The following is a 15,880-nucleotide window of genomic DNA, read 5'->3' as shown; positions in this document are numbered from 1 at the left end:
TAGCACAGTGTGGGGGCAAATGAATTTTCATCATTTTGGTAACTAATTTGTTATTTTTTATGCCATTTTTACACTGTATTTACCCAAAAATGTGATTTAAAACACGCGGTGATCGAATCATGAAAACCCTACGTAAACTAGACATTTGCAATGTGATAGACGTGGAATCGCTACTTCGAGTCACGAATTATCCGCACGTTTATGCCTTGCCCAGTCACACTAAATATATTTTGGGTGTGTCTCTTATTTAAACCATAAAAGAATTTTTCAATTAAAGCTAACTGTCACCTTTTGCAGTTTAATGAATCTGGGAGTGCGTTATGGTGATCTTTTTTGATGGCAATTGCCCTCTTTGTGTGAGAGAGATGAATGCCTTACTTGAACATGACTCGAATAAATCATTAACCCTTATCAATCTACACGATGCCTGCGCGCTGAAAGCGTACCCTGGAATCGACAAAGAAAAAGCAATGTCCATACTGCATGGCGTAGACAATCAAGGTCGCGTGTTATTAGGCTTAGATGTCAGCGTGATGGCATGGTCACTTGTTGGCAAACATTCTTGGCTTAAGATATTGCGTTGGCCTGTGATCCGCTATTTAGCTGATGGGGTGTATTTAATGTTTGCAAAACATCGCATGAAAATTTCTTCTATTTTTCTCAAATCATCATGCACCAGCAATCAATGCAATAGGTCGTCAAAGTGAAACATTATCTTCTTATCGGCGCATCAAGTGGTATCGCACAAGCTTTGATTTCAATACTTAAAGAAAAGCCGGACGCACAACTCGTTTCGATTTCAAGAAATAAGCTTGTTACATTGAGTTCTCAGCACATTCATTTTATGAGCGATTACTCAGCTGCAAGCGTTCGAGAAATTGCGTCTTCGCTCATTGCGTCAGAACGTTTATTCGACTACGTCCTATTTTTTAATGGCACCTTACACCACAACCAGATGATGCCTGAAAAACAGGTTACTCAATTTAGCGAAGAGTACTATCACCACTTAACAGCCTCAAACGTCTATCCACACATGCGTTGGTTTGCGGAACTACCCAGATTACTTTGTCGAGACTCTATCGCCAAAATCATCATTCTAAGCGCACGGATTGGAAGCATCGCAGATAACCGAAGTGGTGGTTGGTATAGTTATAGAATGACAAAAGCGGCACTAAATATGGCTGCAAAAACCTTCTCACTGGAACTCAATCGTCCGAAGTCGCGCGCAAAAGTCATTCTATTCCATCCTGGTACCACCGACACAGCGCTCTCAAAACCGTTTCAAAAGAACATAGCGAAAGAAAAACTGTTTACACCTCACTTTGTTGCACAGAGATTATCAGCACTGTGCGACACAGAAATAGAACACACCGACATCGACTTTATCGACTGGCAGTTTAACCCTATACAATGGTGATTTATGATTATTAGTAAAGACCAACTTACGACTTTAGAAGAGCGCTATCGCGCACAATTAATCAATTCCGTTTCAGGTTTTAAAAGTGCGAACCTAATTGGGACGATTGACAATAATGGTCTGACGAATTTATCGATAATGTCATCCGTCATTCACCTAGGAAGCAACCCACCGCTCTTAGGCATGGTGTTCAGACCTCACTCAGTGCCAAGACACACCTTAGAAAATATCTTAGAAACAGGTGTATATACCATAAACCACGTAAATAACGAGATTTTTCAAAAGGCACACCAAACATCTGCCCGTTACCCAAAATCGATTAGTGAATTTGAAGCGTGTAACTTAACTCCACTCTTCCATGAAACCTTTATTGCTCCGTTCGTACAAGAATCCGTAATCCGTATTGCCATGGAATATCGCGAACACCAAACACTGAAATTGAACGAAACGGTATTTCTCGTTGGCGAAATTCTACACATTGAACTGCCGGAAGAAATTGTTGCAGCAACAGGCTATGCCGATTTGGAAGTCGCAAATACAGTGTGCATTTCAGGACTCGATTCATATCACAAAACACGAAGACTTGCTCAACTACCCTATGCCAAACCAGTTTAAATGACATTAATTATCATTTGAGTTGACAAGTGCATCATTACTGTTGATAATCATTCTCATCTTGAGAGGTATTGCTTTCCTTTCTCGATACGCACTGAATTTACTTGCTACATTGCTCATATCTAGACGGTAGATGTGATCCTGTTAAAAAGCCCGAAAGGGCTTTTTGTTTTTCAATTCGCCCCTATATCTATGTCCAACCAGTAATTTTTCGTTGTTTTAATTTTGTATTCACTCTCGCGTGAATTAAACTTATACGAGTTTAAGCGGTCAGAAAAATGATAGTGACGTTATGAGCAGCTTGGGTTTACCTATGTTTGTCGGACAACAAGCTACTCATCGCTTTAGATAAATATCTGATTTTGGCTAAAATAGTCCGCTATTAATTCGATAACGGAATGAACAATACTGAAATCGGTTTTGGAGAGTCGTTATGTGGCAGAAAAAAGCAAAAGTCGTGGTGTTCTTAAGTGCGTTGCTTTGCAGCTCATTTAGCCATGCAGGATTAGAAGACGGTATTAAAGCTGCGAACGAAGGTCGGTTTGAAGAGGCGCTAAAAGAATTCAATTATCTTGCAAATATGGGGTATGCGCCTGGCATTTACGAGCTTGCTAAAATGTATCAAGGTGGCTACGGCGTGACTAAGAATGAACGTAAAGCTGCTGAACTTTTGCAAAAAGCCGTGGATTTAAATCTTCCGGATGCGATGTTCGATCTGGCGGTTATGTACAAAGAAGGTGAAGGTGTAAAAAAAGACCTACAAACCGCAGTCTCTTTATTTACCCGAGCCGCACACAAAGATTTACCAGCAGCACAGTTTAACCTCGGTGTAATGTACACGAACGGCGAAGGTGTCGTAAAAGATTACGCTGTTGCAATGGACTGGTATGAGAAAGCAGCAGCTAACAATTATACCTTGGCACAATTTAACCTAGCGCTGATGTATTTCCAAGGCCTGGGCGTAGAAGAAAGTGTCGAGAAGTCATATATTTGGAATCGTATTGCTGAGTACAATGGCAATGAAAATGCGCGTAAAAGTCGCCAGTTAGATGAACAAAAGCTGTCACCATCAGAAATTGATGAGGCCATCAAAAAGGCGGACGCTATTTACGAGCGCATTCAAGCAGGTACCTATATCGCAGACTCTCGTATTAACTAAAGCGAATTAAATTCGAGCACTTTTATCTTCAATGCGATAAAACTTACCCAAGTAAGTTTTATCGCATAAAGAGCCAATTAATGGGTTTTAGAAACCACGCTTTGCGGGAAAGCAGCAGTATCGTGCGCCAGTTCATTCGATGAGACTCAATTACGGTGCGTTTATGACTAAACGTTTCAAAACCGTCGAAATCATGGTATTGACCCATTCCTGAATGCCCAACGCCTCCGAATGGAGCATATTCAGCCGCAACGTGCAAAACACATTCATTGATCCCCATCCCCCCGCTCAACGTTTCACGTCGAATACGCTTAATCTCACTTTCATTCTCAGAAAACAGATACAAAGCTAAGGGATCAGGACGACGACGAATATACGATATAGCTTGTTCAAGATTTTCCACTTCGACAATTGGTAGCAAGTACTCAAAGATCTCTTCTTGCATTACTTTCATATCGTCTGTAACGCCCGAAAGTAAATGTAACCCCAATTTATGTTCGCTTTCTTGCCAATCGGATTCAATGCTTGAATCAACTTGCGCACCATGATTCTTGGCATCGCTTAAAAGTTCAGTTAAGCGCTCGTATTGACGCACATTAATAATGCTGGTGAATGAGGTGTCTTTACAACCCTTTGAGAAATGTTGTTTGTATACCGCTAGGATCTTTTTACGTAAATCATGCGCCACGTCGCTTTCAACGAGTACGTAATCAGGAGAAACGCAGATTTGCCCGGCATTGGTTGTTTTGCCAAAGACCAGCGAAGTAGCAGCGGTATCAAGGCATGCATTTCGCGTCACAATAACGGGCGACTTACCACCCAATTCAAGCGTCACAGGCGTAAGATTGGCCGCAGCTGCTTGCATCACTTTTTTTCCAACAGGCGTTGAACCGGTAAAAAATAAATGCGCAAACGGCAAACTAGAAAATTGACTCGCTACAGCCGCTTCCCCTTCAATGGCGACACACCAATCGGATAAATCAATCAGTATTCGCTTTAGAACTTGGTTCACCGCTGGCGTGAATTCACTCAGTTTTAACATTACCCGATTACCTGCAGCAATTGCGGTCGCAACAGGTAAAAGCGCCAATTGTATAGGATAGTTCCAAGGTGAAATGACTCCCACCACACCTTTCGGTTTGTATTCTACAGAGACTTTTGTTGGAAAAAGCATAAGTCCAGCAGGACGTCTTTTAGGTTTCATCCATTTTGAGAGACGACTGACAATATGGTTTAACTGTGTAACGGTCGGAAGAATATCTGCAAATTCAGTATCAAACGAACTGCGTTGCCCAAAATCTTTAGCTGCGGCATCGACTAAATCGGTTTTATGCCTAAGCAAAGCTTGCTTCAACATTGAGAGTTTTTCGAGACGTAGTTCAACAGAAGGATGAGTGTCTTTTTGGAAAAGTGATTGCAACCTCAAAAATTCTTGTTCGAGTTGTAATTGCGGTTCAGTGATCACAGGACAGCCCCATAGAATAAAAAATTCAATATAGCTGTCCGTAATCGCTAAAGCAACCGTACCTAAATCGAGCGTATCGAGTATTCCTCAATTCGATTTAAGTGAAAGATAACTAGAAACCCCAAAGTGTCGCTGCAATCGTCATTGTAACCAGTGTAATCAAGACGATGGCGACAAGATTTAGTACGAAACCTGCGTTTATCATATCTTTCATCTTTATTTCGCCAGAACCAAAAACTATAGCATTCGGAGGTGTAGCAACCGGCATCATGAATGCACAACTAGCCGCAATCGCTGCGGGAATGACCCATACAAGCGGCGTGCCCGTAAGGGATTCAGCAACAGGCCCTAGTAGAGGCAAGAAGCCCGCTGCCGTAGCCGTATTACTTGTTATTTCTGTCAAAAAGGTAATCAGCCCAGCAACAATGAGTACACTCAACACTAGCGGTACTTTATCTGCTCCTGACAACATATGTGCAATGTAATCAGCAAGACCTGACGATTTAATTTGTGCCGCAAGGGTCAAACCTCCACCAAAAAGCAACAAGATACCCCACGGCACTTTAGCCGCATGATCCCAGTCTAACAGTCTTGGCTGGTTTGTATCAAAACTCGGCATGACAAAAAGCAAAATGGCGGCAGCTATCGCGATGCCAGTATCGGTAATCGCAAGTCCTGTGGACGAAGCGATAATGGGACGAAATACCCAACTTAGCGCTGCAAATATAAATATCACCAATACTCCCTTTTCAGCTTTGGTCATTCCTCCCAGTTTTACCAATTGGTCAATGAACACCTTTTTGGTGTCAAAGTCAGTCTCAACCTTATCTACTTTGTACGCGATTTTCGTGAGCCAAACCCACGTGATAGCCAACATTGCTACCGACAAAGGCACGCCGACAATCATCCACGTAGCAAAACCAATCTCTATTTTATAACTGTCAGCAAGATATGCTGCCATGAGAGCATTTGGTGGTGTACCGATTAGTGTTGCGATTCCACCAATACTTGCCGCATAAGCGATACCGAGCAGCAACGCTTTAGAATATTCTTGCCCTTTGCTACTATTTGCTTTAACCAGCCCTATCACTGAAAGCGCAATAGGTAACATCATCACCGCTGTCGCGGTATTTGACATCCACATTGATAAAAAGGCTGTAACTATCATCATTGCAAGAATTTGCAAGCTGGGCGTTTTTCCCGCTCGCAGCATTGTATTTAGAGCTATTCTTTTGTGTAACCCCCAATTTTCCATCGCTATTGATAAAATAAATCCACCTAGAAATAAGAAAATCAGAGGATGTGCATAAGGTGATGCTACGGTATTTACTGGCGCTATGCCCACCAAAGGTGAGATAACTAAAGGCAGTAACGATGTTGCAGGAATAGGCACTACTTCACTCACCCACCAAGTGGCCAACCAAAATGCAAGCGCTGCGGTTTTCCATGCATTTTCATTCATTCCCCATTTTGGCTCTACAATGCAGCTAAGCAGCATAATAAGTGGACCGAGAATCAACAATACGTTTTCTTTGCTCATTAAAGGTTTGTTTTTTATCATTATTGTTCCTTTAAAATAAATACTTTAAGCCAACAGCAGTGCTAACATCTGAACTGTTTTCGAGTGATAATCGGCTCAACATTATGTAGGCGTTCGCCGATTTATCAAACACGTAATCAAGTCCAACGCTGTAATTCGTCGTGGAGCCTTGATGTCGCAATTCACTGGTATCGCGCAGCCACTGCAATTTTGGACGCCATGCATCATGTTGAAACTGAACACTCATACCAAATGCATGCCCTGACTTAGTTTCTGCAACATTTTTAGCTTCTTGCCAAAGTAACCCAATCTGCCAATTTTGCATTTTCATCATACCAATAGCCCGACTTGCAACCAGATTGTTCAATCCATCAACATGAGATACCGCAACTGAGTAAGGTAACGTTTGCAAACTTCTATCACCATAAATCGCCGTAATAGCATACCCACTTTGTTGGCTATTCGCATCGTCCTTAGGAGCATATGTCATTGAAATTTCGGTATTATACCACTTTGGTACTACGTAAGTTATTGTATCACCTATGCGGTCTTGGCCAGCAATGACTTGCGCTATGTCCCCTTGTGTTTCATTGAATAGGTCGAACTTCCCTTCGCTGTACTTAAATCGAGTATCATTGCGTCCCACCAGCAACGTACCGAGATAACTTTGTACACCTAAATAGGTATTACGAGCAGCGAATGGATTATTTGTATCGTCTTGCTCAAACCCTTTTACCTGAACTTCGTACTTGTAGACCAAATTCAATTGCGGTTTCAGCTGATGCTTACCCTTTACACCGATTCGCGAAAAAGGAGCGTCGATTTGCGTACCCATTTCGGTATATCGTAGTAGGCCTTTATCGGTGTGCGCTATTTGAATTTCTGCTTTGCCATAGAATTGATACTCTTGTGCAAGCCCTACCATTGGCATCATTAATGTGGAGGCGATTAACCAGTGAACCTTGGCAATCTTACTTGTTGTCATCATATTGCTCCCAATTGTTATTATATTAAGAGAATACGAGCAACTTTTTTGCCACTCATAAAAACAACCGTATATCAGATAGTTAAAATTTTCACATGTCGAATAAAACGTTCAAGTGTGTGGATTTCCACACACATTTTAAGGGCTTTGTCACTTTATTCACCCTCTTGTGTATCGGTAAAACGCGCTCTCGATAAACCATACTTCGTCATTTTGTCATAAAGTGTTTTTCGAGGGAGTTGTAAAATATCCATGGTCGATTTTATGCTTCCTTGGGTACGAGATAAGGCTTCTTCTATAAGACTTTGCTCGTAGAAATTGACTTTCTCCGCCAGACTAAGATCGATAGAAAAGTCGTCGTTGGCATTTGAAGAATGTTGTAACGCATTTTGCTGACCTAACAACACAGAGCGCTCTGCAACATTACGTAACTCCCTGACGTTTCCAGGCCAATTGTATTCCCTTAGTTTATGCATTAAACCTGAACCAACGGCTCAAATGTACGATGAAAACGATTGGCGGCAATCGAGCTGAAGTGTTTAAACAAAATTGGAATGTCATCCTTGCGATGGCGAAGTGCAGGAATTGGGATCTTCACAAGATTTAATCGGTAGTATAAATCGGCTCTGAAATCGCCAGAATCCACTAAGCCTTGGAGATCCACTTTAGTGGCTGCAACGATACGAACATCAAGTTCAATCGCGTCATTACTTCCTACCGGTGTAACACGTCTTTCTTCTAGCACTCGTAACAATTTGACTTGCATACTGGGTGGCATGGCTTCAATCTCATCCAGAAACAGCGTGCCGTTCTGTGCATATTCAAACTTGCCCACGCGGTTTTCTTTCGCGTCGGTAAATGCTCCACGTTTAATACCAAACAGCTCACTTTCTATTAATTCAAGTGGAACTGCACCACAATTAATCGCGACGAAATGTGCCTCACTCCGTGGGCTGTGGTCATGAAGATAGCGAGCAACCAATTCCTTCCCCGTGCCAGTTTCACCTTCAATTAAAACATCAACGGGTGTATCAACGATCGCATCAAGCTGCTCAATCATCGCCTTCATTAAATGCGTATTACCCAAAATTCTCACCCCGGGGGCAGACTTTGACGCCAAGGTCTTTTTAAGAGCGCGGTTTTCCATGACTAATCGGCGCTTCTCTAATGCTCGTTGTAAACAATCTAAAAGCGGTTCAGAAACGGGCTTTTCAAAAAAATCATACGCACCCATTTGCATCGCTTTAACTGCGATCCCCACATCTCCAAAACCTGTTAGGAAAACGACGGGTAACTCCGAATCAAACTGTTTGACCGATGCTAAAAAACTTAGACCGTCCATTTGAGGCATATTGATATCACAGACAATCACACCTTCAAAACGTCTATTTATACGTGAAAGCGCCACACTCGCCGAAGCAAAACATTCGACCTGATAGCCTTCCAGTTCAAAGAGTTGCTTTAACGAATCTCGGATAATTTGCTCATCATCAATGATCACAATGTTGTTCATTCTTTTTGCCTACGATATTTTTTTGATTGGCGCCGTGGTTTACGAAACCGAATTTCCATTGAGGGTTATTATAAATTCGGCCCCCTGTTTTGAGTTACTTTGCGCCGTCAAAATGCCAGAGAATGACTGAATAATCTCTTTCGATATAGATAAACCTAGCCCTAATCCACTGCCCGACTTGGTTGTGTAAAAGGGTTCAAAAATCGTCGAAAGTTGATGTTGTTCAATGCCTGGCCCAGAATCTTGTATCGATAGCTTCACTTTGCCATCAAATTGCTCAGAAACTATACGCAACGTTTTAACGGTACTCTTTTCCATCGCGTGCGCGCGTTGGTAAACAGATTTACAAGCACTTGTTCAAATTTAAATGGGTCAACCCACACCATTACTGGGTCCACGTTAATCTGAGTATCAATTTCACAACGTTTTAATTCTGGCCCAGCAATGACTAATGCATTATGAATGAGTGGCTGTAATTCAAAATATTGCATTTTATTCTCAGTCGTCTGAGAAAACTGCCTTAGTTGGGTTACGATACGACTAACACGTTCCATTAATCCTTCTATCAATTCCACATTGTCTAACGCTGTTGTGTACTGAGCTTTGACGATCAATCGTTTGGTACTGGCAAGGTATGTTGAAATCGCACTCAGCGGCTGGTTAATTTCGTGATTTATACTGGCGCTTAACTGACCGATCGTTGCGAGTTTTGCTGCTCTTATCAATGCCGCTTGGGTCTGTTCGAGTTTTTGCGTGCGCTCTTGCACCTTTAACTCTAAATCCCGACGACCTGCTATTAAACGTTGGTACTGTGTCACGCGTTTATAGATAGAACGGACGAGCCAAATAAAGACTATAAAGATGAGCGTTGCTATACCAAGCCTTGGCCACTGAGCTTTAGGTAAATCTGTTATATCACGCATATACACGAGCTTTGCCTTTAATCCAAGCAGTGGAAAAGCAAACGAAAGATAGCGACGTTCCTCAATGTTTAAATAGCAAAGCGGTGCCTTTTTTTCATTCAAACATGGCTCGAGAAACTCGGACTTATTTTTCAGCCGCCAGCTTTCCACATCTGAAGCATAAATTTCATTACTCTCACTCAGAATCGCAAAATGGCTGCTCTCTCCCGTATCCAACTGCGCTTCATCAGTTTCAAACTGATTGACGTTCACTTTGATAACAGCCACCCCTGTGAATTGTTCGGCTTGAGTAATTGCTTGGGAAAAATAAAAGCCTCGCAAATTAGACCGAAGCCCTACAGCAAACTCCAATGCATGTCCCTGAGACTCGACCGTTTACAAAGTAATGTCTAAAACTGTACTCATTTCCAACATAAGAGTGAGCCGATTTAAAGTTACTGCTCGCGAGAACAACGCCTTTGCTATCCAAAAGGTAGGCATCGGATGCACTTGATGCTCTTTGTATATCTTGCAAATACACGTTGGTGGAATCGCGTGTATCTTTTTTGGGTGACGCAATAAACTGCAGTACGTGTTCGTTTTCGGCAATTAACTTAGGCACCACAGAAAAGTGTTGAAATTCATCATTAAAATACTCAGCCAGCTTGTCACCATTTGTCATACCGAGCGACAATTCCCTCTGTTTATCAAAGCTCATGCCAGCCCAGTAGACGACAGCTAAAAATATCAACCAAATGAGTGCGACGACCCATTTAGCAATAGCTTTTCTAAATTCAGGTTCCTTAAACAGGTTATACATCGAAGCCAAATACGTTGCTTGCCACAAAAATAGTGAGCATCGAAATGACTGTGATTGCAATAATATTCATCGCAAAACCCGCTCTGACCATATCTCTTATGGTCAGCTTTTCAGAGCCGAACACTATGGCATTTGGAGGAGTGGCAACCGGCATCATAAAGGCACAACTTGCAGCCATTGCGGCGGGTATTACCCAGACGAGAGGGCTACCACTTAGCTCCATAGCAACTGGCGCAAGCAACGGTAAGAAACCTGCAGCCGTCGCCGTATTGCTGGTAATTTCGGTCAAAAAGGTGATCAACGTCGTCACTAGAATAATGCCGACCACAACAGGCATCGTATCGAGTTGCGACAACGATTGCGCGACGTAATTTGCAAGACCGGATTGTTTAATTTGTGCTGCGAGTGATAAACCACCGCCGAACAACAATAAAATACCCCATGGTACAGATTGCGCATCTCGCCAATACATCACGCGTTGTTGAAAAGTATTGTCCGACGGAAGAATAAACAGCAACAGTGAAGCCATCATAGCTATGCCCGTATCTGTTATTGCGAGTCCTGTCCATTTGACCAACAAAGGCCTTAGCACCCACGCAATTGCAGCAAATAGAAACACGAACAGTACCTGTTTCTCGGCAAAATGCATGGGGCCTAAGTCGATTAATTGTCGTTTAAATACGTTCGTTTCAAAACAACTTTTCGAGTAGCCTGCTAATGGAAAGGCTAAACGGGTCAACCACCACCAACCAATCAATACAAGCAAAATCGCAAATGGAAGCCCCATTGCAATCCATTCTGCAAAGCCAATTTTTATGTGATAGGAATCAGCAAGAAACGCAACCATGAGGGCATTTGGTGCTGTCCCAATGATGGTCGCGACACCTCCTATGCTGGCACTGTATGCAATACCCAACAGCAAAGACTTTGCATAATTGTCTACATCGACCCCTTTTTTTTCTAGAACATGAATAACCGATAAGGCAATAGGCAACATCATCAAGGTCGTTGCCGTGTTGTTAATCCACATTGATAACCCAGCACTCACCGTCATCATCGCGAGTATTTGAACAGCCGGATTGTTGCCACTTCGAACCATGGTGTGCAGGGCAATGCGTTGATGTAATGACCACTTTTCCATGGCAATGGACAGCAAAAATCCGCCTAAGAACAGGAATATCAGAGGATGCGAGTAACTTGCTGATGCAGAAGAAATCGATGCAATACCTGTCATCGGCACGACCACAAGCGGTAAAAGCGAAGTGACAGGTATCGGGACTGCTTCGCTTACCCACCAAATGCCCATCCATAATGCCAAACCTGTTGTCCGCCACGCTACGTCAGTCATACCTTCAGGCGCGCCAGCCACCAATGTAAAAGCCAAACAAAGGGGGCCTAGCAACAAACATATTAGTTGAACATAGAAATTGTTTTTTGATTCCATACTCTTATTTTTATTTCCATTTCAAATGAAACTCGGAGGTTAGAAGCTTTGTATGACAAAATCAATCTTTGGGGAATTGGTAAGAGCTGTCGAACGAGCTATTAGACAGTCTTGTTCAGTAAACAGAGGTGTTCGTTCACTGCATTTTTAGCAGCGTTCTAATTTAATAGGGCATTGTACAAAGCTCGTGAAGACTAAAATTTCCACGAGTAGCTTAAACGCACTTGCCTACCCGCTGCCGGCACTTCTCCGTTTGGCATTCTAGGGTCAAACACATTGTAATGTTTGTCTAACAGGTTTTGCGCTTCTATACGCCACTGGTGCTCGCTTGATGGTTGCCACACAAACGTTGAACCAAAAATCACATAAGCCTTTTGCACAAAATGAACACCAATGCCAGGCACATCGACGGTATCACGCCAGTTCGCATTTAAACTGACCTGTAATTCGCCAATTTGTTGTTTCCATGCAGCCACCGCAAAACGCTTAAAGCTTGGGTTAAAAGGTTCATCAAACAACTGCGTATAACCAAATTCAAACCAGCTTTCATCGGTCAATGTCACGTTCCCGTTAAGCTCAACGCCTTGCATACTCGTACTAAACTCGTTTTCGAATCGAAAACGCGAACCGATAACATCAATCGGAACCAAATTAATGAAGTCACTCAAGTCATTGTTGAACAAAACGACGTCGATTTGATTTTGGTCAGTTTGCCAGTGCCAGACTAACTCAGTGGTTTTTATAGATTCCGATTTCAACTCTGAATTCCCAATGGTCACATCGTCATTTGAATTCAGTTCATTGCTTACTGGTGTTCTAAACGATTCCCCATATTGAAGTTTCAGTGTATGTTCGTCATTTAAGTTATAAATCGCGGCCACTCTAGGCGACAGCTTTTTATCAATGTCCTGGACATAGTCGTATCGCGCACCGATAAAGAACGTCAAATTGTCACTGTATTTGTGTTTAATCTGTGTATACGCGGCACTCGAATTAAAATCTTGCTTCAATGGCTGAAAACGTGCGTAATTTGTGACCGTTCTTATTTCACCGAGATAAGCATCTGGCACAATGTACGTGTCACCGAGCACATAATCGAAGTAACTGGTGTTAATATCCGCTTCGGTTTGTTTCGCGCGAGATATTTCAATGCCGAAATTTACATTTGTCGCATCATTGTACTGCCATGCAAAATCGGTAACAAAGTTAAGGTCTGACGACTTCCATGCAGGTCCGACATAAAAGTCCCCCGCAGGCAACACTTCGGCGGGCGCAATTAGTCCTGCGCTATCGATCTCATGCACGACTTTGTATAATCGTGAACTGATATTCCATTCATCATCTGTGAGCCAGTGATAAACAACACTAACAGAACGATTTTCACTTTTATGGCGGTTATTAGGGCTTACACCCGCGAGATTAATAAACTCGTTTAATTCATTTACACTTTGGCGATAGTTTAGGTCAAACCGTTTGTTACGAAGGCCCAATTCAATAAATTGACTTCTAAGTGGGTCTTTTACTTCTCCGTTAAAGTACCTTTCCCCACGTTGTTTTACGAGAGCGATATTTGAGTAGGCGCTGATACCATTTTGTAATTCTGTCACCGCACTTAAAGCCGCTTGTGCAAAACCATGTTCACCTATGCTCAATGTCAACTCATTGTCTTTCTTTTTGGTAACTACGTTCATCACACCAAGAAACGCATTACTGCCATACAAAGCAGAACCTGGTCCACGAATAAACTCTACGCGCTCGATAATTTCAACGGGAATAAATGGGGTATAAACTGACGCCTTACCGAATGAAGACTCGTTGAGTCGCTGCCCATTAATCATGACAAGGACATTGCCGCTATCAAGGTAAATCCCACGAGTATGTTCCTTTGGCACAGCTCCTACCCAATCTCCACGTGTATTTTGAAAACCGGGCACAAAATTCATGAGTCTCATAGGCACTTTTTACGCCTAGCAGTTTAATGTGCTGTTTATTAAAGACGGTAATACTGGAAGGTACCGAAGCGCGAGTTTCATCCGTTTTGGTCGCAAGCTCGATATTGACATCAAGCAGCTCTTCAAAACTCAGCTCAAATAGATCCTCTTGGGATGTTGAAGTCGTCGCAAAACAAGGGACACTGACAATGGATAAGAACCCGAAAAGTTTGCGAGAAAACGACATAGGCTACTCTTTTTGTTTTATTGAGGCCTACTTAAAAGGCCAAACACGACTATTACTATTAAATAGAATAACGCGTGGTTGGCCATTGGCAAATTTTTTTGCGAGGAATTATCTTAATTTACAGCTAAAGTTCGCTTAGATTTTATGTACTTGTACAAACCAATCAACGAAGCCGCAATCCAGAAAAGTTCAATTACAAAACTTGCCAAGTTGAAGTTGTAACATAGGCTGATTAGCAACAAAATGGCACCACTTAGGTTCATCACGTTATACAACAAACCTTCAGGGCTTGCCTTTCCAAGTTGAAGAAGGAAGAACGCACCAACAACAAGAAAAGTACCTGTCATACCTACAATATCAAACAACAACGCAATCATGTTTTTGTCCTAATGATTATGCTAAACCCAAACACGCTGGCCCGTATCCTTGGGGAGGGTTATTTTCAGTCTTTGAAACAGCAAACCGACCAATCATAGCAAAGATACTCAGCGGCAACAGGATTTATGTCCTCATTCGCGTTTAAGTTAATGGGCGATGCGTTTAAAATACTCCAATGCGTTAAGCGTTAAGATAGATAAACACAACGAGTTCAATTCATCCGAGCTTTGTTGCCAATAATCTTAACGGCTGGCACACCTCGTATCATCGCCATTCGACCGAATTCGTTATCACAGTTAGGGCACTTAATATAATCGACTGCGTAGGAAGCATTAATCCGTTCAATAAAGCATTTCACCAACGCGCCCTTTCCTCCTTTACGGTATACGAACAACAAGGTCTTGCATTTATAACAGATTATGTCGACCGTTCTTATCGGTCCTGTTTTATTTGGTTTAGACATATAAAATAGTGTTGATTTGCCAAGTTGAGACACTACAGACCCAACAAGGCATTAATCTGGTTAACGTTCAAACAAAAGCAATTAAGCTTTGCCAATGTATCAATAATTTCTCGCTAGAATTAATCAATAAAGTCAAAGCTGACATTAAAAGCCTTTAAGCAATACTGGATGGTGTGTTCTCAACAATGTTTCAAAGCATCATAAATTCGCTAGTTTAAACTCATTTTTTTTCGCTGCTTTTTCACTAAGTACATTTCCTTATCCGCTCGTTGAAGCAAAGACTCAACACCTTCACCTTCTTCGGATACGGTAACGCCTATACTAGCCCCCTGATAGTTAATCATCATGGTGCTGATATCAATGTTACCGACGGTACTTGCAAACAGTCTTTGTTGTATGGCGGACGCTACACCGTTATCGCATTCATTTGGTATTTTTCCGAACACCACAAACTCATCGCCACCGATACGCGCTATAAAATCGTTTTCATCACAGTTGTTTTTCAATCTGGCACAAATTGCAAGTAAAAAACGGTCACCTGCGTCATGCCCGAAGTTGTCGTTAATTTGCTTAAAGTTATCAAGATCAATGAACGCCGCGAAATAGGCTTCCCCTTTTTTGGTTGACTCGCTGAGTGCGTGCTCTATTTCTTGTTCTAATGCTCGACGGTTACCGACCCCTGTCAATGGGTCCATAAGCGCAATATTACGAAAACGACGATTCTCATGCTGAAGTTGTTTTAACAAAAACTCTCGGTCCACTTGAATACCAATAATTTGGCTAATCAATTCAAGTAATGTGCGGTTTTCTGGAGACACTTTTTGTGGGTATGTACTGGCGGCGCATACGGTGCCATACAAATTTCCATCCGTCAGATGCACGGGCGCACTCATATATGTCTGAATGCCTAACTGTGTCGCGGCATCTGAGTCCCCCCAACATTCACTCACATTGCTGGTGACAAATTGCTGTTGTTCTATAGCTCGTTTACAAAGCGTGTC

15 protein-coding genes and 1 pseudogene are annotated in these 15,880 nt (G+C 42.2%); 4 read left to right on the top strand and 12 right to left on the bottom strand.

Features of this window, described 5'->3' with window-relative positions:
* Positions 1-320 precede the first annotated feature (320 nt).
* The 4 genes from J5O05_RS19765 to J5O05_RS19750 all read left to right on the top strand — a co-directional run bounded on the left by J5O05_RS19765 (position 321) and on the right by J5O05_RS19750 (position 3,191).
* The gene (locus J5O05_RS19765) at positions 321-707 is read left to right on the top strand and encodes a thiol-disulfide oxidoreductase DCC family protein (protein WP_208844676.1); all 387 of its coding nucleotides are present in this window, start codon (positions 321-323) and stop codon (positions 705-707) included.
* The gene (locus tag J5O05_RS19760) at positions 704-1,417 is read left to right on the top strand and encodes an SDR family NAD(P)-dependent oxidoreductase (protein WP_208844675.1); all 714 of its coding nucleotides are present in this window, start codon (positions 704-706) and stop codon (positions 1,415-1,417) included. The genes J5O05_RS19765 and J5O05_RS19760 overlap by 4 nt, the downstream gene beginning before the upstream one ends.
* A gap of 3 nt (positions 1,418-1,420) precedes the next feature.
* The gene (locus J5O05_RS19755; protein ID WP_208844674.1) at positions 1,421-2,032 is read left to right on the top strand and encodes a flavin reductase family protein; all 612 of its coding nucleotides are present in this window, start codon (positions 1,421-1,423) and stop codon (positions 2,030-2,032) included.
* A 433-nt stretch (positions 2,033-2,465) separates the two neighbouring features.
* Positions 2,466-3,191, top strand: coding sequence for a tetratricopeptide repeat protein (locus tag J5O05_RS19750; RefSeq protein WP_208844673.1), 726 nt, complete (start codon positions 2,466-2,468; stop codon positions 3,189-3,191).
* A 58-nt stretch (positions 3,192-3,249) separates the two neighbouring features.
* Here the strand turns inward: J5O05_RS19750 and J5O05_RS19745 are convergent, their stop codons facing one another.
* The 12 genes and pseudogenes from J5O05_RS19745 to J5O05_RS22785 all read right to left on the bottom strand — a co-directional run bounded on the left by J5O05_RS19745 (position 3,250) and on the right by J5O05_RS22785 (position 15,859).
* The gene (locus tag J5O05_RS19745) at positions 3,250-4,656 is read right to left on the bottom strand and encodes a coniferyl aldehyde dehydrogenase (protein ID WP_208844672.1); all 1,407 of its coding nucleotides are present in this window, start codon (positions 4,654-4,656) and stop codon (positions 3,250-3,252) included.
* Positions 4,657-4,768: 112 nt separating this feature from the next.
* Positions 4,769-6,217 (bottom strand): SLC13 family permease, encoded by a 1,449-nt coding sequence (locus tag J5O05_RS19740; protein WP_244370095.1) that lies wholly within the window; start codon positions 6,215-6,217, stop codon positions 4,769-4,771.
* 10 nt (positions 6,218-6,227) lie between these two features.
* Positions 6,228-7,184 carry a porin gene (locus J5O05_RS19735; protein WP_244370089.1) on the bottom strand — a complete coding sequence of 319 codons (957 nt, stop codon included), beginning with the start codon at positions 7,182-7,184 and terminating at the stop codon, positions 6,228-6,230.
* Between the two features lie 152 nt (positions 7,185-7,336).
* Positions 7,337-8,694, bottom strand: a pseudogene (locus J5O05_RS19730) (sigma-54-dependent transcriptional regulator).
* Between the two features lie 39 nt (positions 8,695-8,733).
* The gene (locus tag J5O05_RS19725) at positions 8,734-9,012 is read right to left on the bottom strand and encodes an ATP-binding protein (RefSeq protein ID WP_208844671.1); all 279 of its coding nucleotides are present in this window, start codon (positions 9,010-9,012) and stop codon (positions 8,734-8,736) included.
* On the bottom strand, positions 8,979-9,968 hold the full coding sequence (locus J5O05_RS19720) for a sensor histidine kinase (protein WP_208844670.1): 990 nt from the start codon (positions 9,966-9,968) through the stop codon (positions 8,979-8,981). The genes J5O05_RS19725 and J5O05_RS19720 overlap by 34 nt, the downstream gene beginning before the upstream one ends.
* A complete protein-coding gene (locus J5O05_RS19715; RefSeq protein ID WP_208844669.1) occupies positions 9,940-10,425 on the bottom strand; it encodes a hypothetical protein in 486 nt (161 codons plus the stop codon). Before J5O05_RS19715 ends, J5O05_RS19720 begins: the two co-directional genes overlap by 29 nt.
* Positions 10,409-11,860 carry an SLC13 family permease gene (locus J5O05_RS19710; protein ID WP_208844668.1) on the bottom strand — a complete coding sequence of 484 codons (1,452 nt, stop codon included), beginning with the start codon at positions 11,858-11,860 and terminating at the stop codon, positions 10,409-10,411. Before J5O05_RS19710 ends, J5O05_RS19715 begins: the two co-directional genes overlap by 17 nt.
* A gap of 194 nt (positions 11,861-12,054) precedes the next feature.
* Positions 12,055-13,812: a TonB-dependent receptor plug domain-containing protein gene (locus J5O05_RS19705; RefSeq protein WP_208844667.1), complete on the bottom strand. Its 1,758-nt coding sequence runs from the start codon at positions 13,810-13,812 to the stop codon at positions 12,055-12,057.
* 339 nt (positions 13,813-14,151) lie between these two features.
* Positions 14,152-14,415: a CBU_0592 family membrane protein gene (locus J5O05_RS19700; RefSeq protein WP_208844666.1), complete on the bottom strand. Its 264-nt coding sequence runs from the start codon at positions 14,413-14,415 to the stop codon at positions 14,152-14,154.
* Between the two features lie 212 nt (positions 14,416-14,627).
* The gene (locus tag J5O05_RS22160) at positions 14,628-14,879 is read right to left on the bottom strand and encodes a hypothetical protein (RefSeq protein ID WP_244370087.1); all 252 of its coding nucleotides are present in this window, start codon (positions 14,877-14,879) and stop codon (positions 14,628-14,630) included.
* A gap of 209 nt (positions 14,880-15,088) precedes the next feature.
* Positions 15,089-15,859, bottom strand: a complete 771-nt coding sequence (locus tag J5O05_RS22785) for a sensor domain-containing diguanylate cyclase (protein WP_208845392.1) — start codon at positions 15,857-15,859, stop codon at positions 15,089-15,091.
* Between the last annotated feature and the right edge of the window lie 21 nt (positions 15,860-15,880).

It is taken from the genome of Pseudoalteromonas xiamenensis (assembly GCF_017638925.1).
Lineage (GTDB): Bacteria > Pseudomonadota > Gammaproteobacteria > Enterobacterales > Alteromonadaceae > Pseudoalteromonas > Pseudoalteromonas xiamenensis.
This window is presented reverse-complemented; position numbering and strand designations above follow the sequence as displayed.